The following is an 18,451-nucleotide window of genomic DNA, read 5'->3' as shown; positions in this document are numbered from 1 at the left end:
GGACGTCAGCGGGATCCGCCGTCGACCGTGAGGACCTGGGCGTTGATGTAGTTCGACTCGGGGGTGCACAGCAGGTAGACGGCGCCGGCGGCCTCGGTGGGGGTGCCGGGGCGGCCGAAGGGGTTGGTGCGGGCGACGGCCGCGGCGATCTGCGGGGAGACCCCGACCTTGATGCGTCGGCCCTCGATCTCCACGAACGCGTCGTCGGTGGCGGTGGCCTCGGTCATCCGGGTCAGGATGAAGCCGTACGCGACGGCATTGACGTTGACCTTGTAGCGGCCCCACTCCTTGGCGAGCGTCTTCGTCAGACCGATGATCCCGGCCTTGGCGGCGGAGTAGTTGGCCTGCCCCGGGTTGCCGTAGAGCCCGGACACCGACGCGATGTTGACGACCTTGCGGTGGTGGTCGACGGGGTTGTTGCGGAGGTAGGGCTGGGCCGCGCGCAGGATGCGGAAGGGGGCCTTCAAGTGGACGTCGAGGATGGCGTCCCACTGCTCGTCCGTCATCTTCTGGATGACGGTGTCCCAGGTGTACCCGGCGTTGTTCACGATGACGTCGAGCCCGCCGAAGGTGTCCGTGGCGGTGGTAACGAAGCGCTCGGCGAAGTCCGCGTCGACGACGGAGCCGACGCAGGTCACCGCACGGCCGCCGGCGGCCTCGATGTCCTTGGCCGTCTCCTCGGCGGGCGCGGCGTCGAGGTCGTTGACGACGACCGCGGCGCCTTCGGAGGCGAGCTTGAGGGCGATCTCCCGGCCGATGCCCCGGCCGGAGCCGGAGACGATGGCGACCTTGCCGTCCATGGTTCCCATGGTGCTGTCTCTTCTCTTCAGATCGGTTCGGAGTCGGGGGGTCACGCGGTCGCGGGGTCGAGCGCGATCACGGCGCCGCCGCGGAGCGTGACCGTGCCGTCGGGGAGGGCCACCGTCAGATCGAGGTGGGCGGCGCCGTCCTCGACGCGGGTGACGGTCCCGGTGCAGGTGGGGGTGGCGCGCACGGGCGTGATCGCGGTGAAGCGCACCTCGTACGAGCGGATGCGCTCCTGCGGGACGGCGTCGGTGAGCAGCCGTCCCAGATAGGCCATGGAGAGCATGCCGTGGGCGAAGACGTCGTCGATGCCGACCGCGCGGGCGGCGTCGATGTCGATGTGCACCGGGTTGTGGTCGCCGGACGCGCCCGCGTACAGGGCGAGCACGGTGCGGGTGACCTCGGGTGCGACGAGGGTGAAGGTGTCCCCGGTCTTCATGCCGCTCGTCATGCCGCCGCCTCCGTGGCCTTGTTGGACTTGGTGGAGCCGGTGGAGCCGCCGCGGACGACGATGGTGCCGGTGAGGGTGGCGACGGGGGCGCCGTCGCGGGTGACGCGGGTGGTGCGCACGACGAACTCCAGCGCGCCGCCCTTCTTCGCGTACACGTCGGTGACCTCCGTGCTGAAGGTGAGCCGGTCGCCCGCGTACGCCATGGCGTGGTACGCGAAGGACTGGCCGCCGTGGAGGATCGTGCGCGGGTCGACGCCGAGGTCGGCGAGCAGGTCGCCGCGGTGCGGGTTCTCCATCTCCAGGCAGAAGAAGAACGTCGGCGGGACGGGCAGGTCGCGGTGGCCGGCGGCGTCGGCCGCCGCGGCGTCGAGGTAGCCGGGGTCGGTCTGCCCGGTGGCGAGGGCGAAGAAGCGCAGCCGGCCCCGCTCCACCTCCACGGTGTGGTCGGGGGTGCGGGTGCCGATGACGGCACGGTCGATGGGCATCGGTTACGAGACCTTCTCGAAGAGGGTGACGACTCCGGCGGTGCCGAGTCCGAGGTTGTGCTGGAGGCCGAGGGTGACGCCCTCGACCTGCCGGGCGCCTGCCTCGCCGCGCAGCTGCCAGGTGATCTCGGCGGTCTGGGCGAGTCCGGTGGCGCCGAGCGGATGGCCCTTGGAGAGCAGGCCGCCGGAGGGGTTGGTGACCACGCGTCCGCCGTAGGTGTTGTCGCCGTCGAGGATGAACCGCTCGGCGTCGCCCTCGTCGCACAGGCCGAGCGCTTCGTAGCTGAGGACCTCGTTGACGGTGAAGCAGTCGTGCAGCTCGACGACCGCGACGTCCCGGGGGTCGACGCCGGCCTTCTCGTACACCTCGGTGGCGGCGGCGCGGGTGACGTCGGCGCCGACGAGCGAGATGGCGCTCTTGGCGTCGAAGAGTCCGGCGGCGTCCGACTGGAGTGCCTGGGCGGCGATGGCGACCTTCGGTGCGATGCCGTGGGCGCGGGCGAACTCCTCGGAGCAGACGATCGCGGCGGCGGCGCCGCAGGTGGGCGGGCAGCACTGGAGCCGGGTCAGCGGGCCGGCGATCCGCGGGGAGTCCAGCACGTCCCGCTCGCTGACGGGGTCGCGGAAGACGGCGTACGGATTGGCCGCGGCGTGCCGGCGGGCCTTGACGGCGACCTTGGCGAAGGTCTCCGCGCGCATGCCGTACTTCGACCGGTACTCCTCGCCGGCGGCGGCGAAGTACTGCGGGGTCATGGGCAGTTCGGGGTCGACGTCGTACACCTCGCGCAGCGCGGCGGCGAAGTCGGTGAGCGGGACGGGGCGGTCGGTCCACTTGGCGCCGAGGGCGCCGGGCGGCATCTGCTCGAAGCCGACGGCGAGCGCGCACTCGGTCGCGCCGCTCTCGACGGCCTGGCGGGCGAGCCACAGCGCGGAGGAGCCGGATGCGCAGTTGTTGTTGACGTTGAGCACGGGCACGCGCGTCATCCCGAAGCGGTAGACCACCCGCTGTCCGCAGGTGGAGTCGCCGTAGACGTATCCCGCGTAGACCTGCTGGACCGCGGCGTAGTCGAGTCCGGAGTCGCGGAGCGCCATGTCGACGGCGCCGGCCCCCATCTCGTCGTACGTACGGGCCGCGCTGGGTTTTGCGAACGGGACCATGCCCACTCCGGCCACGAGCGCTCGCCGACTCATGTCACCCTCCCTTGCTTCGGTTATCGCATCTTCACTTTCTTGGCCGTCTTGGCTTGTGTCAAGGGGTTCTCTTGCTAGATAAATGGTTTTTCCACAGTCACCGCAAGGCTCGGTGACCGAGCCCGGGCCGGCGACCCCGTCAGGGATTCAAAGAAAGTTCAACGAGCGACCCGGGCGGGGGCCCGGCGCCGGCCCGGATCCTTCGGACGCAAGAGTGGGGGCGCACCCCCGGGGCGCCGGTACGGCGAACGCGAACGGGTGCGCCCTACGTTAGGGATTGTTCACTTTCGGGCGAGGGGGCCAGCGGCAGAGCCGCGCAAGAACGAAGGGGCACAAAGCAACCTGCGGGCGAGAGCAGCCGGAAGGGACGACTCCACTTGGTGAGTCTTTGATCACAACGGCCGGGTGGTTGCGGTACCTTGTGCGAAACGAACGACGTCGCCGACCCGGGCAAGTGGCCCGCCCCCGGGGCGGCCCACAGCGAGGGACGGACCACGATGCCCACCGAAGCCGCCAAGCGCACGGGCACCCGTAGGCCCCCGGACCGCAAGGCGCGGATCGTCGACGCGGCGCACGAACTCTTCCGCGATCGCGGCTACCACAACATCGCGGTGGCGGACGTGGCCGCCGCCGTCGGCATCACGGCCCCCGCGCTGTACCGGCACTTCCGCGGCAAGCCCGACCTGCTGGCGCACGTGGTGGACCGCACCCTCGACACGATGACGGCGTCCGTGGCCGCGGCGGACGACCTCGACGACTACCTCGCCACCGTCACGGCGCAGACCATCGACCGCCGCGGGACGGCGGTCATCTGGCAGCGGGAGGCGCGCAACCTGCCGGCGGAGCACCGCGAGCGGGCCCGGCACACCCTGATCGAGATCGCGGGTCAGCTCGCCGCGCTGATCGGTTCCCGCCGCCCGGAGCTGTCCCCCGCCGACCGGACCCTGCTCGCCTGGTCCCTGCTGTCGGTGTACGGCTCCATCTCCTGGCACCGCACCTCGCTGCCGCGCCGCCGCTTCGAGGACGTGCTGCGACGGCTGGCGTCCGCCGTGGCGTACTGCGAGCTGGGCACCGCCGACGCCGCACCCGGCGCGGCGCCCGAGGAGCGTGCGCCCGGCGCGTACGCCGCCCTCGCGGTGTCCCGGCGCGAGGAGATCCTCACGACCGCCCTGCGCCTCTTCGACGAGCGGGGCTTCCAGTCGGTGAGCACGGACGACATCGGGGAGGCGGCGGGCGCCTCCGGGCCCAGCATCTACAAGCACTTCCCCACCAAGACGGACCTGCTCGTGGCGGGCATCCTGCGCGGCGGCGAGGGCCGCCGGGCGGGTACGGCACGGGCACTGGAGGCCCCGGGGACCCCGCGCGAGACCCTGCACCGGCTGCTGCGGGCGTACATCGACTTCGCCCTGGAGCACGCCCATCTGATCGGGCTACTCCTCGGCGAGCTGGACCAGCTCCCGGAGAAGGAGCGGCGCTCGGCGCGCCAGGGCCAGCGGGAGTACCTGGAGCTGTGGGGCCGGCTCTACCAGGAGCTGCGGCCGGAGGCGGACGCCGCCGAGGCGCGGATCGTCGTCAGCGCCGTACTGACGGTCGTCGACAACGCGGTGCGCACCGGCCGGCTCGGCGGCCGACCCGACCTCACCGAGCGCCTCGCCGAGATCGGCAGCGCGCTGCTGGACGCGCCACCGGCCGAGCGGTAGGGGCGCGGCCCGGGCCGGGCGGGGGTCCCGCGACCCGGCGCAGCGGTGATCCGCGTCACACGCCGACCGCCGGCCTGCGTGGCCGACCGCCCGGCCCGGGGGTGTTGGCAGCGCCGTCCGGGACAGGAGACTTAGGTCACCCTTCCTTGTCCGGGCGGGCCTCTGGTACAGCTGGGAGGAACACCCCCACACCGGAAGCAATGCCATGAAAGCCACGGACGACCAGAACCGCGACGAGGCCCCCGGCCTCGTGCCCTTCGCGATCGACCTGACCTTCGAGGAGGCCCGCCGTCGGGCCGAGGTCGTCGCCGCGCTGGGCCCGGACTGGGACCCCGTGGCCGCGCTGCGCGACGAGGAGGAGGCGTACGCACGGCTGTACGCGAACCTCGACGCCGAGCAGCGCCGGACCTACGACATGCTGGTGGCGGCCGGGGTGCTGCGGAACGAGGGGCCGGGCCGTGCGGCTGCCCATTGACCCGCAGGCGGACGACGCGCGGCGGGCCTGGGTGGCCTGCCCCGCCTGTGACGACGCCCGTTCCTGCACGACCTGCGCCCAGCGTCGCAACTGCCGGGACCACTGGCGCTACCTGATCGCCAACAAGGGACCCGTCGTCCACCTCCAGTGCCCGAACTGCACCCATCTGTGGACGCTGGACACCCGGCCCGGCCGGGCCCGTCGCCCGGATGGGGACGGCGCGCCGCGCGAGCACCGCCCGGAGCCGGACACCGCCGCCTGATCGGCCGGCGTCGGCCCAGGTCACACCGTACTAACAGCTCACGCAATAATGCGATTTGTGAGCGAACTTCCTCTTCCCCTCCCTGCCGAGCACATACCCGCGGGCACCGCGGCCTGGCGGTCCGCGGACGCCGCGCGCTGGTCGGCCGCCGCCCCGCGACGCTGGGCGCACCCGATGGGGGCGGTCCTCGCGCTGGCCGTCGGCATGGTGTGGTTCGTCGCGTCCGCTCCGGAGGAGGCGTGCACGACGGCCCAGCCGTGTGCCAGTTCGTGGCCGAGCCTCACCCTGTCGGTGCTGGCGCTGCTGTGCCCGTACTGGGTCTGGCGCCAGCCGCTCCTGGCCCTCGCCGGCCTGTCCACGCTCACCGCGGCCGTTCTGATCGAGGCGGGCTTCGCCCCGTCCGACCTCGGCACCGGGGCACTCGCGCTGCTCGGCGCGCTCGGCTTCGCCATGGTGACGATGGTCCACCGGATCGGCGCCGCCCGGCGCCAACGGACGCTCGCCGAAGCGGCTGCCGGTGACGTACGGCAGCAACTCCCTCACGGCTCGGGGGACTTCAAGCGCGGTCGACTCTCCCTCGTCGTCGGGGTGCTGTTGCTCGCGGTGTCGACGTTCGCCCTCTGGCGCGCCCTGGACGTGGTGTCCGGTCACGAGGACCGGGCCGCGGGCGCGACCCGGGTGAGCGCCGAGGTCATCGAGGTCGACGCCGACGAGGACGACACGTCGACGCTGGTCGTCGAGGCCCGGGACGACCAGCGCCGGCACACCCTCGACACGGTCTTCCCCGAGGACTATCCCGTGGGGACCACCGTGGACCTCGTCGTCGACGGCGACTGGGTCCGGCTGGTCGCGGAGCCGTACGACATCTTCGACTGGGAGCTGCTGCTGGTGCTGAGCGCGGTCCCCGGCCTCGCGTTCCTCGTCAACGGGGTGACCGGCCACCTCAGGGCCCGCTCGCTCAACGGCCGCGCGCTGCCCGCGCTCCGGGTCCTGGTGCACGACGGCGAGGAGGACGCCCGTACGTACGTGTACGCGGCCGACGACCGCGCCGCCGAACGCCCGCTCCTCACCTTCCACTCGCTGTACGTCACCGAGGCGGGCCACCAGCCGGACGACGGCATCGACCAGGTCTTCGAGGAGGTCGTCGAAGCCCAGGAGGACGAGCAGGAACGGTTCGACGCCTTGCTGGCGTGCGGCAAGAACCCGCCGCTGCGGGAGGCGGTGCTCCTCGGCGCACCGTACTCCGGTGCCGAAGTCGCCTTCCTCGCCCCGGAGCCGACGGGCACGGAGCAGGTCGACGTCGAACGCAGCGTCACCCCCGTGCGGCCGTACGGCCCGCGGCTCGTGGACCCCGCGGCCTTCGCCGGGACCCGGCTGCGGGGCACGGCGAGGACGCCCGAGCAGCAGTCCGCCCGTCGGCGACCGCGCCGCCGCCCGGTGCGCGAGGTCGCCGACGGGATGCGACCGACCGCCGCCCCCCGCAGTTGGACGGCCGACGGCGGCTCGCGCGGCGTCGGCGTGTTCCTGCTGCTCGCCCAGGGCCTGACCCTCGCACAGGTCCTGGACGGCGACTGGTCCTGGCACAAGGTGCTGGCGCTGTTCGCGCTGTCCTTCTTCACGACCATCGTGGCCACGGCGCTCAACTGGCGCCTGACCGCGGACCGCGGCGGGGTGTGGGTGCGGGGCGGCTGGCGCGTGCGCCATGTGCGCTGGGAGCGGATCGCCGGCGTCCGGCACGCCCACGACACCATCGAGATCAGCATCTCGGGGAGCCACGACGAGATCGAGCTGATGCCGGTCAGCGCCGGCTGGTTCCAGCGGCGCCTGGGCAAGGGCTCCGCCGCGACGGAGGCCAGCGAGGCGCTGCGGGCGATGCTGCACTACCCGGAGCTGCGCCCGACCGAGGACGCCGAGTCCCGCGACCAGGGCACACCGCTCGGCCCGGTCCTCGCGGGCTTCACCCTCCTCTGGGCCGCCGTGGTCCTGCTGCTCTGACCGCGGCCCGACGGCAGGCGACACCCCCGGCCTGTCGATCGTGTCGACTCGATGAACGGACAGAGGAGGCGCGGCCGGTGCAACTAGCATCGCGGCGAAGGGCGTTCCCCCTCTGCCGGGAGGCTGTTGTGTCCCCTGCCATCGACCGCCGTGACCTGCTGAAGCTGCTGGCCGCCGCTCCCCTGGCCGCACCCGTCGCCACCGCCGCCACCGCATCGGCCGCGCCCGTCGCCCGGGCGGCGCCGGGCATCGTCAAACCGCTGCCGCCCGAGGTGTTCACCCTGCGCGGCACCAACGCCGAGACCCGTACGGAAGCGTTCCGCGGCACCGGGCTGCTCACCCCCGCCGACCGCTTCTTCGTCCGCAACCACACCTCCACTCCCCGGCTGAGCGAGGGCGACTGGAAGCTGACGGTGTGGGGCAGCGGGCTGCGGGGGCGCCGCTCCGTCGAGTTCGACTACGCACGGCTGCGCTCGCTTCCGTCCGTCACCCGTACCGCCGTCGTCGAGTGCGCGGGCAACGGCCGCAGCTACTTCGCCACGCAGCAGGGCGAGCCGGTCAGCGGCACCCCGTGGACGCTGGGGGCGATCGGCGCGGCCCGCTGGCGCGGGGTGCGGCTGCGGGACGTGCTGGAGCGGGCGGGCGCGTCGCCGTCCGCGGTCGCCGTGATGCCCCGCGGCCTGGACGACGAGTTCGTCACCGACGGCGTCAGCCTGGGGCGGGTGCGCCGCCCGCTGCCGCTGGCGAAGGCGGTGGACGACGTGATCCTCGCGTACGAGATGAACGGCGAGCCGCTGCCGTACGACCACGGCTTCCCGGTGCGGGTCGTCGTGCCGTCGTGGATAGGGATCGCCTCGGTGAAGTGGGTCGGCGACATCGAGGTCAGCGAGACGCCGCTGGACTCGCCGTGGACCACCCGCTTCTACCGGCTCTTCGGCGCGGGCCACCCGCCCGAGGGGTCCGCGCCGCTGACCCGTCAGACGCTGAAGAGCGCCTTCGAGCTGGCGCCGGGCGCGCAGCTCCCCGCCGGTCGGGAGCACCTGCTCACCGGCCGCGCCTGGTCGGCAGCCGCTCCGGTGCGACGGGTCGAGGTGAGCATGGACGGCGGGGCGCACTGGAGCACGGCACGGCTGTGCGACGTGCCGCGCCCCGACGGTTGGGTGCGGTGGGCCCTGCCCTGGCGACCCGAGGACACCGGGCCCGTCCACCTGCTGTCACGGACGACCGACCAGGCCGGGAACACCCAGCCCGCGCGGACCGCCCACAACACCCAGGGCTACCTCTTCGACGCCGTCGTCCGGCACCCGGTGACCGTCATCTGAGGACCCCGGCCAGCAGGGCGCCGGAGGCCGCAGGCCGCGCTTGACTTTCGAGCGGCTTGAACCCGCACCATCACGGTCATGAACGACACCGACGACCACTCCGACGACGGCCGTGACGACGAGCTGATGGGCATCGGGGCCTTCGCCCGGCTGGTGGGCCTCGCGCCCAGCGCCCTGCGGTTCTACGACGACTGCGGGGTGCTGCGGCCCGCGCACGTGGACGCGGTGACGGGGTACCGCTCCTACGCGCCCCGCCAGGAAGCCCGCGCGGTGCTGGTGCGGCGGCTGCGGGAGGCCGGGCTGCCGCTCACGGACGCGACCGTGGTCCTCGACGGGGACCGGCAGCGGGCCCGGGAGGTCCTGGCGGACCACGCGCACCGGGTCCGCCGGACCGCGGCGGCGGCGCACGCCACGCTCGCGGACGTCCTGGGCACGCTGACCGCGACGACGGCTGCGACGGCACGGGCGGTGGTCGGCGGCGCGGAATGGGCGAGCGCTCTGCGCCAGGTCGCGCCCGCGGTCGCCCCGGCCCCCGCACGCCGCGAGTTCCCCGTACTCGGACGCGTCCTGGTCGAACTCGACGGACAGGAGGTGCGCGTGGTGGCCACGGACCGCTACCGGCTCGCGGTGCGCGAGCTGCGCGCCGTTTCTGTTGAGGGTGGTGGGGCCCGGCTGACGCTGGAGGCCGGGGTGGTGCCGGAGGTCGCCGCCTGGGCGCTGCGGCAGCCGGGGGTCGTGATCGAGGCATGCGCCGACGCAGCCGGCGGCCGGCTGTCCGGCGAGGACGGCAGCAGCTGGCCGCTGCGGTCCGCAGACGCCGAGGAGGGGACGTATCCGGACTATGGAGCGGTCCTCTCGGGTCTGCCGACGGTGCGACAGCGGATCGTGGTCGACCGGAGCGCCCTGCGCGCCGCCGTCGCCGACGGCGCCCGCCCGACGGGCCCGCTCCGGCTCACGGCCACGGACCGACGGTTGACGATCGCGTCCGTCGCCGAGCGCGGGGCGGCGCCGACCGAACTGTCTGCCATCGCCCCCGGTGTGACGATCCCGTTCGCGATGGACCCGGACGTCCTCCTGCCGGCCCTGGAGGCGAGCGTGGGCCCCGACGTGCTGCTGGAGGTCGCCGACGCGACGCAGCCCGTCGTGATCCGCTCCGCCGACCAGGGCAGCTTCACCACCCTCGCGATGCCCGTCCGCCTGACCACCGACACCGACACCGACACCGACACCAGCACCAGCACCAGCACCAGCACCAGCACCAGCACCGAACACTGACCGAGAACCGAAAGGCCAGCACCATGGATCCCCAGCACCCCGTCGTCGCGCTGTGCGCCGAAGGCATGCGCGCCGAGGCGGCCGGCGCCGCCGAGCAGGCGCACGACCTGTTCCGCCGGGCGTGGGAGACGGCCGAGGCCGCCGACCCCGTCGACGACCACGCCGCCTGCATCGCCGCGCACTACCTCGCCCGGCACCAGCCGACGCCCCGCGACGCGCTGCACTGGAACCTGGTCTGCCTGGAGCGGGCGGACCGGGTCGGCGACGAGCGCGTGAGCGGCTTCTATCCGTCGCTGCACCTGAACCTCGGCGCCGCGTACCGCGAACTCGACGAACCGGACCGGGCCCGGGAGCACTTCGCCCGCGCCGCCGAACGCCTCGACGACCTGCCCTGCGCTTGTCGGGGGCCGTACGCGCAGTGGATCCGCATCGCGGTCGCCGAGGGCCTGCGCTGGTCGGGTGCGGTACGCGAACGGCCGGCCGAGCCGCTGGTGGCGCAGCTGCTCGCCGGGTTCTGCGCCCGCGGCGACCTCAAGGCGCTCGGGCTCGTCCTGCCCGCGTACCTGACGGACCTCGGCGGCGAGGACGACCGCGTCCGGCTGGTGACCGCGCTGCACCAGGTGCACGCCTCGCGTTGGCTGCCGGCCGACGCGTCGGACGACGTCGGCCGGGTCGTCGCCGCGCTGGGAGCTCCTTGACGCGCCCCGTCAGTCCGCGGGCATCAGCCGGGTCACCTTGCCCTGCGGGGTGGCGTCCAGATAGCCGGACTGGCGGTACTCGTTCGACAGGTAGACCGCCATGCCCAGCTTCCGGTCGGAGACGGTGTTCGGCTCCCTGACGACCAGGTACCGGGTGGTCGGGTCCTGGACGTTCAGATCGCGCTTCGCCTTGGCCATCAGGGCGGGGACCGCGTCCCAGTTGAAGGCGCCGACGTCGAAGGGCTTGTTGCCGGTGAACAGGACGCCCTTGATCGGCAGCTGGGAGACGCCCTCGTTGAGGCGGTACATGTACGTGTCGTACTTGGTGTCGCTGCCTTTGACCATGGTCTGCACGACCACGTACTCCGGGTAGACGGTGAAGCGCCCCATCCGCTTGGTGTCGGTGACCGCCGACAGTTCCTTGACGGCCAGCCGGATGCCTTCGGGCGTCAGAAGGTCCTTCACCTCGCCCTTCTCGGTGCCCTTCCCCTGGTCCGTGCCCTTGCCCGCGGTGGCGCCGGACGCCTTCGCGCCGGGGCTCGGCGGGGCGGTGGTGCCTGTGCCGACCGATCCGGGTGAGTCCTTCCTGTCGTCCTGGCCGTTCGGGATCAGGAGCCAGACGAGGGAGCCGATCAGCGCCGTGGACAGCAGCGAGGAGCCGATCATGAGGCGGCGGCCGAGGCGCGAGGGGGGACTCGGCTGCGGCACGGGGTCGGCCAGCGGGCCGGTGGGGCCCTGCCCGGGCACGGGGGTGGGCGCGGGCGTGGGCGCGCCGAAGCCTTCCGCCGTGCCCGGCGGTGCGAGTTGGTACGACGTGGCGTCGGCGGACGGCGCCCCGGTGACGGCGGCCGGGCTCGCGGCGGCAACGGCGTCTGCGGCGCCGGGCGCCAAGCCCCCCGACGTGGACGCCGGCACCGCGCCCGTCCCCGAGGCCGCCTCGGCGAGCATCCGGTCCAGGGCGTCCGGTCCCGGCCGCGCCGCCGGGTCCTTCACCAGCGCTGCTTGGAGCACCCCGGTCAGCGGGCCCGCCTGCTGCGGCGGCGGCAACTGCTCGTTGAGGACGGCCGCGAGGGTCGCCAGCGTCGTGGCCCGCCGCAGCGGATGGCGGCCCTCGACCGCGACGTACAGCATCATCGCCAGCGACCACAGGTCGGACTCGGGGCCGCCGTCCTCCCCGGTGATGCGCTCGGGGGCCATGTAGTCCGGGGTGCCGATGATGGACCCGGTGGCCGTGAGGACCGTGGACTCGCGGATGGCGGCGATGCCGAAGTCGGTGAGGACGGGGCGGCCGTCGGGACGCAGCAGGACGTTCGCCGGCTTGACGTCGCGGTGCTGGATGCCCGCGGCGTGCGCGGCGCTCAGGGCCGCCAGGACCTCGCGGCCGAGGAGGGCGGCCTCGACGGGCTCCATGGGGCCGCGGGCGAGCCGGTCCGCGAGCGAACCGCCCGTGACCAGCTCCATCACCAGCCAGGGGTAGGTGTCCACGCCGCCGTCGACGACGTGGTGGATGGTGACGACGTTGGGGTGGTCGACGCGGGCGAGCGCCCGGGCCTCGCGCAGCACCCGGGCGCGCAGGGAGCGCGCCGCCTCCGGGTCGAACTCGGCCAGCGCCGGGTCCGGCGGCCGGACCTCCTTCAGCGCCACGGCCCGGTCGAGCAGCAGGTCCCTGGCCCGCCACACCATCCCCATGCCGCCGCCGCCGAGGCGCGCCTCCAGCTCGAACCGCTCGTCGATGACGCGTCTTGCCGCGTTCCCGTTGTCCCCGCCGCTCATGGCCGGGAGCTTACGAGATGGGACCGACACCGCGTCACCCGGTCCGTGCGGTCCGTGCGGGGCGTGCCGTGGGTCAGGACCCGGGTGGGTCGAAGTGCTTCAGGACGGTGGTCATCAGCCGGCGCTGGAAGGGCATGTCGCTGGTGGAGCCGCAGATGAAGACGACGTGGACGTCGCTGTCGTCCGCGGTGAAGGCCCGCTCGATGCAGGTGCGCATTTCGTCGGAGGTGGACCGCTGGAACTGGTAGGTCAGCTCGGCCGCGTCGTCGCTCGGGTTCTCCTCGCCGCTCGTCACGTACCCCAGTTCCACCTGGCGGTAGCCGGATTGGCCGGTGAGGACGTTGTCGGATTTGGTCACCAGGTCGAGAGGGGTGTCGCTGCTGGTCGAGTGGTCCATGACCATCAGCACCCCGTCGCCCTGCGGATCGGTGTAGTAGATGCTGCTGGAGTCGGTGTTGCGCTGCCACCCGTCGGGGACGGCGAGCGTGTAACCGTCGGCCTGGGTGACCGTGTAGTCCGTGCGGTCCAGGCCCTCGGACGGGTCGCCCGATCCGTTCGCGCCGTCGGACGCGGAGGCCGAGGCCCCCGGGCGCGCGCCGGCGGAGCCGTCGTCCTCGACGGCGTACCAGATTGTGGTGGCGACGGCGGCCACGGCTGCCATCGAGGCGACCACGACGGCGGCGGTGCGACCCCGCCGCCGTCGGCGGGTGGCGGGCGGCGGGCCAGGGACCACCTCCCCGTCGGGGCCGATCTTGACCGTGGGGAGCGCGGAGGCAGTGGCGGAGGGGTCCCACTGCGGTGGGAGCAGCGGGAAGGGGGGCGGCGGGGCGGTGTACGGCACCGGCTCCTCGTCCCGTTCCCACCGCTGGGCCCGCGCGTCCCAGCGCGCCGTGCCGTCGTCGTTCACCTCAGCCTCCCAGCAGGGCAGTGACGAGTTCGGCGACGGCGACGCCCGAGCCGAGGGCGCCCACCCACTCGCCGGCCGAGGCGAGCGAGGTGCGCAGCCGCTCCAGCCGGGGCCGGCCGGCTTCGCCGGAGGCGGTGATCTCCTCCTCGGCGGCGACGAGTTCGGCGTCGAGCACTTCCGTGTCGGCGGTGCTGACGAAGCGTGCCAGGTCCGCCCGCAGGGCCCGGACGGCGGCCAGCAGTTCGCGCTGGGCGCCGTCGGGCTCCCCGTGGCTGACGTTGGTGGTGGTCGCGGTGGAGTGCGCGCCGAAGGTCAGCGCGCTGTTCGCCACCGAGCCGATGCGGACGGTCGCGCCCGCGGCGCCGGCGGCGTCCGCCGCCCGGTCGCCCCGCGCGGGGAGGTCGTCAGTCCCAGTCATGGTCTGCCACCAGCTTCCTGCCCTTGCCCTGGGTCTTGCTGAGGTTGGTCACCGTCGCGGTGCTCTGTTCGCCGAAGCCGAAGGCGCTGTGGCTGGCGGAGTCGATGTAGACCCCGCCGCTGACGTGGACGATCTTCTGCTCGAACTCCTCGGTCTGCCAGCCCGCTTCCCGCAGCGCCTGGGACACCCCGTCGGTGATCCGGTCCTGGACGCTCTTCAGGTACCGCGAGACGTCCATCTCCTGGAAGAGGGACACCTTCTCCTTCTGCGGGAGCGAGCCGTCGTTCTTGGAGCCGTGCTCCCGCACGGACAGGGCCGGGCCTTCGGGCAGCCCGTCGCCGTGGCCGCCCGTCATCTGCTCCCACAGTCCGAGCCAGGAGCTGTAGAGGGTGAAGACGGCCGTGCCGACCGACGCGGGGGTGTTGATGACGGCGTAGGCGAGCTTTCCCGCGGTGCTGTTGTACGCGTACCGGTGCGCGTCGCGCTCGGCCTCGCGGAACCGCTCCTTGACCGGGGCGAGCACGTGCGGTGCGACCTCCAGCATCAGCATGCCGCCCTGGGTGTGGACCCGGACGAAGACGGTGACGACCACGTCCTCCTCCCAGCCGCCGACCCGCACGCGCAGGAAGTGCCGGCGGGCCTCGCCGCCCTCCTCGACGGCGTCGGCCAGGTGCTCCGCCGCCAGTTCGGCCTCGTACGGTGCGCCGTCGCGGTCGGGGATGCCTTCGGCAGGCAGGAAGACGCACTCGTCGATGCGGAGTTCCCTCAGCCGGTCCCGGACCGTTTCGACGGTGCCCGCCGAGCCGGGGGCCGGGGTCCGCAGCGCTTCGACGAGCGGTCGGATGCGCTCCAGCACGGCGTGGTTGTCCAACGGCACGGGTTCGCAGTCGGCGCGGGGTCGCAGTTCGACCGCGAGGCTCCACGCCTGGAAGGCGGTGCCGGCGCCGCGGAAGGGGTTGGACGAGTGGTACATCGTCAGCGGCGAGTGCTGTTCCCTGCGGATTTCGGCCATGATCCGCTGGCCGCGCAGGCTGGCGGCGGCTTCGGCCGGGTCACCTGCGACGTCGGGGAAGCGCGGGGTGGACAGCGGGCCCGTGATCACCCGGGCGCTCTGGCCGCGCCGCAGCCCCACCATGAAGATGATCAGTGCGTAGAGGAAGGCGGCCAGCAGCGCGGGGGCCGGGTCCTCGAAGCCGCCGAACCCGTCGAAGGCGGTGAAGTCGGCGAAGGGGTTGAACGTGTCGGACGTCTCGGCGCCGTCGAAGGGCCAGATGCCGTCGGTGACGTCGACGGCATCGGACGACGGTCTGGCATCCGGCGGAAGGGTCCAGCCGTCGGGCGCACCTTTGGTCCTCGGGGCGTCGACGAAGAGCCCGGTGACCCCGCCGACCACCAGCTTCGCCCCCATCACGGCCAGCATCAGCCGGGCGTACCAGCGGGCCAGCAGGACGACGCCCCGGGTCAGCGGGCGCGGCCCGGCGGCGGAGGCGTTGAACCGGCTGACCAGCGCCAGCACGAGGCTGGGCAGCAACAGTAGGAAGAAGTAGCCGTCGGAGAGCGGCACCGCGACCACCCACAGCGCCAGGATCCCCAGCGCCCAGGCCAGTTCGGTGCGCCGGGCCATCAGGGCATGGGCGAGGACGCGCGCCGCGTCGTAGCCGAAGGAGGGCGCGGTGAACCGTTCCTCGTGGACGTACAACTCGTCGATGACCTGGGCGCGATAGCGCGGGTCGGTGTGCGCTCCCACGCACAGCAGACGGCACGCCTCGCTCGTGGCCGGCTCCGCGGGGCGGTCCGCCCCTCCTCGGTCGGGTTTGACACCCGCCTGGCCCGGCACCGCGATCCCCGTCACAGGCCCTCCGTTCATGAGGTCGAGCCCAGGAGCGTAGGCGATGCGAGAGGTCTTTCGGACGGCTTTCACCGCACTCGGCCGGAACACGCCGTCGGGTACGGGCGGCCGGGCAGCCACTCGGCGCACGTGGCTGCACTTTGGGGCAAGGGGTGACGGCCCGTAGGGGCACGGGCCGTCACTTCCGGGCCGCTCCGACGCGGGCGGCCCCTCGTCATCGACCGGTCAGGACGCCTCGATGTGCTCGTGGCAGCCGAGCCGGTCGTGGCGCGCGCCCCGCAACAGCGAGGTGTCGCTGGCCAGTCGGACGCCGTCGGCGCGGCGGTACCGGTCGGAGGAGGCCGACCAGTCGAGGTTGCCGCGCATCCACGCCTCCATGCCGTCGGCGTACGACTCGACGGCCTCGCGCTCCGCGGTGGTCAGCCCGAACCACTGGTACGACAGGGTGCGCAGTTCCTCGCGGGCCCGCCAGAACTCCTCGATCCACTGCCCGACGCGGCCGTACACGGCGTCGATGGCGTCCTGGAGCCCGCAGTCGTGCTCACGGGCGAGGACGAGGACGCCGTTCGTCGTCTCGCCGGCGACCAGTTCCTTGCGCAGCGACACGATGTCGTTGACCCACACGACGACGTCGGACGCGCGGTTGAACATCGTCTGGAATTGGTCCGTCTCGTGGAGCAGCGGGGGGATCTCGCTGTCGGACGCCACTTCCAGCAGGTCGAGCGAGGGGGTGATGCCCCCGGAGGCCCGGCGCAGCTGGGTGTAGCCGAGGAGTCGGGGGGTGTGGCGGTGCCTGCGGTTGAGCGACTCGTACTTGAACGCGGCCAGGAAGTGCGTCATGTGCAGGGTGAAGCGCATCCGCCAGGCCGCGCTCCTGGCCAGCGCGAGTTCGCGCCAGACCTGGGAGAGGACGGTGTCGAGACGGCTGGCCTGGCTGTGCCGCACGGAGGCGTCGGGGGTCAGCAGTCGTAGCATCCGGAACGCGGACGAGTCGTAGTCGAGGAAACCTTCCGGCTGTCGGTCGTAGCAGTCGTCGATGACGAACGCCCAGGTGAACCAGCCGGCGATGGCCTCGGCGCGGTGGAAGCCCATCGCCGGGTAGGAGCGGGCGATGAGTTCGCCGAGGTGGCTGCGGGCCAACCGGTCCCGCGCCGCCGCGCTGTCGAGGAGGTCGTGGTGGTCGGCCCAGTGCAGGACCGCGTCCTCCAGGTGGTCGACCCACGGCGAGGTGCGGGGTTCCAGGTCCAGCAGGGGGTGGCCGGGGCTCGGCCAGAGGTCGAGTGACGCTCCGTGGGGGCCGCCTTGCGGGGCGAGCGGCCCGGTCACGCCCGGGGCTCTGTCGTCATGGGCAGCGGACCGGCGGTCAGTTCGGCCTTGGCCACCGGACGGAGCCGGTGGCCGGGCACCGGTCGCAACCGCCAGGCGGAGAGGATCGACGCGAGCGCGATGGTGCTCTCGTGGTTCGCCAGGACGTCGCCGAGGCACTTGCGGGAGCCGCCGCCGAAGGTGATCGTGGCGTTCCGCGGCAGCTTCGCCGCGTTCTCGGGCAGCCAGCGGTCGGGGTCGAAGCGGTCGGCGTCGGCGAAGACGTCCGGGTCGCGGTGGAGGGCGTAGGGGCTGAACAGGATGCTGGCGCCGGCCGGCACCGGGTGCCCGGCGAGGGTGGTGTCGACGGCGGCGCGCCGGGTGATGAACCAGACGGGCGGGTACATCCGCAGGGCTTCGGCGACGACGCGCTGGGTGTAGGGCAGCCCGGGCAGGTCGTCGTAGCGCGCGGGACGTCCGCCGAGGACCCGGTCGACCTCCGTCAGGAGTTCCCGCTCCACCTCGGGGTGCTGCCCGATGAGATGGAAGGCCCAGGTGAGCCCGGACGCCGGGGTCTCCACGCCGGCCGCGAGCACGGTCATCAGCTCGTCGTGGATCTCGGTGTCGGTCATGCCGCGGCCGGTGTGCTCGTCGCGGGCGGCGAGCAGCACGGTGAGGATGTCGTCGCGGTCCGCGGTGTCCTTGCGGTAGGCGTCGACCATGGTGGCGATGACCGCGTCGAGCCGCTCCATCGCCCGGGTGAACCGCCGGTTGGCGGGGGTCGGCAGGGCGTGCAGCAGGGGGAAGGGGATCACCATCCGGCGGTACACGCCCTTCCACACGACGGGGAAGGAGCGCTGGACCTCCGCGACGGCGTCGCTGGCGATGCCGGAGGAGAACATCAGTTGGGCGGTGACGCGGGTGGTGAGTCGGCTCATCTCGGTGCCGACGTCGACGACGCGGCCGGGGCGCCAGGCGTCGGTGAGGGCGGTGACCTCGTCGTGCATCACGCTGGCGTAGCGCACGAGCCGGTCCCGCTGGAAGGCGGGTTGGATGTACCGCCGCTGTCGTTTGTGCGCGGCGGCGCCGCAGGTCCCGACACCGTCGCCGAGCAGCAGCTTCATCGTGTCGATGAACTCGCCGCCCTTGTCGAACGTCCGCGGGTTGTGCAGTACTTCCTGGACGACGTCGTGGGTGCAGGCGAAGTACGCCGTGGTGGCGCCGATCCTGACCCGGACGAGGTCCCCCTCGTGGCGCAGCCTCGGCAGGTAGTCGAGGGGGTCGCGGAAGAGCTGGAGGGCGTTGCCCAGCAGCGGAAGTCGGCCCGGTGCCTGCCCCAGCCGGTACGCACGGTGGCTGCTGGCGCCGCGGCAGTCGCGGGTGATGGTTGTGGTGCTCACGTGAAGAACCCTTACTGCGGAGACGACAGGACACACCTGTCGCCTGAACGTCATCAATGCCGGATTCGTCGTGCGTGCGTGCGCCCTCGCACCGGAACGGGTTCTCCGTTCACTGGCCCGCTGTTGATTCGGACACCGTCG

General features: G+C 72.9%; 17 protein-coding genes. 7 read left to right on the top strand and 10 right to left on the bottom strand.

The features are described 5' to 3' along the window. Positions 1-5 precede the first annotated feature (5 nt). From AB0E05_RS19410 to AB0E05_RS19395, 4 genes are read right to left on the bottom strand one after another with little or no spacing between them, the layout of a single operon-like run. Entirely contained in the window at positions 6-809 is an 804-nt protein-coding gene (locus AB0E05_RS19410; protein WP_361964958.1) for an SDR family oxidoreductase, read from the bottom strand. A 41-nt stretch (positions 810-850) separates the two neighbouring features. Beyond that, positions 851-1,255 (bottom strand): MaoC/PaaZ C-terminal domain-containing protein, encoded by a 405-nt coding sequence (locus AB0E05_RS19405; protein WP_361964956.1) that lies wholly within the window; start codon positions 1,253-1,255, stop codon positions 851-853. Further along, positions 1,252-1,740 carry a MaoC family dehydratase N-terminal domain-containing protein gene (locus AB0E05_RS19400; RefSeq protein WP_361964954.1) on the bottom strand — a complete coding sequence of 163 codons (489 nt, stop codon included), beginning with the start codon at positions 1,738-1,740 and terminating at the stop codon, positions 1,252-1,254. The genes AB0E05_RS19405 and AB0E05_RS19400 overlap by 4 nt, the downstream gene beginning before the upstream one ends. A 3-nt stretch (positions 1,741-1,743) precedes the next feature. Next, on the bottom strand, positions 1,744-2,931 hold the full coding sequence (locus AB0E05_RS19395; protein WP_361964952.1) for a lipid-transfer protein: 1,188 nt from the start codon (positions 2,929-2,931) through the stop codon (positions 1,744-1,746). A 419-nt stretch (positions 2,932-3,350) separates the two neighbouring features. Here AB0E05_RS19395 and AB0E05_RS19390 point away from each other — a divergent pair, with 419 nt between their 5' ends. From AB0E05_RS19390 to AB0E05_RS19360, 7 genes are all read left to right on the top strand, one after another. Beyond that, complete coding sequence (locus tag AB0E05_RS19390; protein WP_361964950.1) at positions 3,351-4,631, top strand: TetR family transcriptional regulator; 1,281 nt, start codon at positions 3,351-3,353, stop codon at positions 4,629-4,631. A gap of 205 nt (positions 4,632-4,836) precedes the next feature. Continuing rightward, positions 4,837-5,106 carry a DUF6400 family protein gene (locus tag AB0E05_RS19385; protein ID WP_361964948.1) on the top strand — a complete coding sequence of 90 codons (270 nt, stop codon included), beginning with the start codon at positions 4,837-4,839 and terminating at the stop codon, positions 5,104-5,106. Then, on the top strand, positions 5,090-5,368 hold the full coding sequence (locus AB0E05_RS19380; protein ID WP_361964946.1) for a hypothetical protein: 279 nt from the start codon (positions 5,090-5,092) through the stop codon (positions 5,366-5,368). The genes AB0E05_RS19385 and AB0E05_RS19380 overlap by 17 nt, the downstream gene beginning before the upstream one ends. 48 nt (positions 5,369-5,416) lie before the next feature. Beyond that, on the top strand, positions 5,417-7,363 hold the full coding sequence (locus AB0E05_RS19375) for a hypothetical protein (RefSeq protein ID WP_361964944.1): 1,947 nt from the start codon (positions 5,417-5,419) through the stop codon (positions 7,361-7,363). A 128-nt stretch (positions 7,364-7,491) separates the two neighbouring features. Next, positions 7,492-8,685 carry a sulfite oxidase gene (locus AB0E05_RS19370; protein ID WP_361964942.1) on the top strand — a complete coding sequence of 398 codons (1,194 nt, stop codon included), beginning with the start codon at positions 7,492-7,494 and terminating at the stop codon, positions 8,683-8,685. 78 nt (positions 8,686-8,763) lie between these two features. Beyond that, entirely contained in the window at positions 8,764-9,960 is a 1,197-nt protein-coding gene (locus tag AB0E05_RS19365) for a MerR family transcriptional regulator (RefSeq protein WP_361964940.1), read from the top strand. Between the two features lie 23 nt (positions 9,961-9,983). Then, entirely contained in the window at positions 9,984-10,658 is a 675-nt protein-coding gene (locus tag AB0E05_RS19360; RefSeq protein WP_361964938.1) for a hypothetical protein, read from the top strand. A gap of 9 nt (positions 10,659-10,667) precedes the next feature. Here the strand turns inward: AB0E05_RS19360 and AB0E05_RS19355 are convergent, their stop codons facing one another. From AB0E05_RS19355 to AB0E05_RS19330, 6 genes are all read right to left on the bottom strand, one after another. Then, complete coding sequence (locus AB0E05_RS19355) at positions 10,668-12,431, bottom strand: serine/threonine-protein kinase (RefSeq protein ID WP_361964936.1); 1,764 nt, start codon at positions 12,429-12,431, stop codon at positions 10,668-10,670. Between the two features lie 73 nt (positions 12,432-12,504). Further along, positions 12,505-13,338, bottom strand: a complete 834-nt coding sequence (locus AB0E05_RS19350; RefSeq protein WP_361964934.1) for a hypothetical protein — start codon at positions 13,336-13,338, stop codon at positions 12,505-12,507. A gap of 1 nt (position 13,339) precedes the next feature. After that, positions 13,340-13,756, bottom strand: a complete 417-nt coding sequence (locus AB0E05_RS19345) for a hypothetical protein (protein ID WP_361964932.1) — start codon at positions 13,754-13,756, stop codon at positions 13,340-13,342. Beyond that, positions 13,743-15,623: a hypothetical protein gene (locus AB0E05_RS19340; protein ID WP_361964930.1), complete on the bottom strand. Its 1,881-nt coding sequence runs from the start codon at positions 15,621-15,623 to the stop codon at positions 13,743-13,745. Before AB0E05_RS19340 ends, AB0E05_RS19345 begins: the two co-directional genes overlap by 14 nt. 207 nt (positions 15,624-15,830) lie before the next feature. Next, entirely contained in the window at positions 15,831-16,931 is a 1,101-nt protein-coding gene (locus tag AB0E05_RS19335) for a hypothetical protein (RefSeq protein ID WP_361964928.1), read from the bottom strand. Then, positions 16,928-18,310 carry a cytochrome P450 gene (locus AB0E05_RS19330; RefSeq protein WP_361964925.1) on the bottom strand — a complete coding sequence of 461 codons (1,383 nt, stop codon included), beginning with the start codon at positions 18,308-18,310 and terminating at the stop codon, positions 16,928-16,930. The genes AB0E05_RS19335 and AB0E05_RS19330 overlap by 4 nt, the downstream gene beginning before the upstream one ends. Positions 18,311-18,451 lie beyond the last annotated feature (141 nt).

The organism is Streptomyces sp. NPDC048057 (assembly GCF_040653095.1).
Taxonomy (GTDB): domain Bacteria; phylum Actinomycetota; class Actinomycetes; order Streptomycetales; family Streptomycetaceae; genus Streptomyces.
Note: the sequence above shows the minus strand (reverse complement) of the source record. Positions and strands in the feature narration are given on the sequence as shown.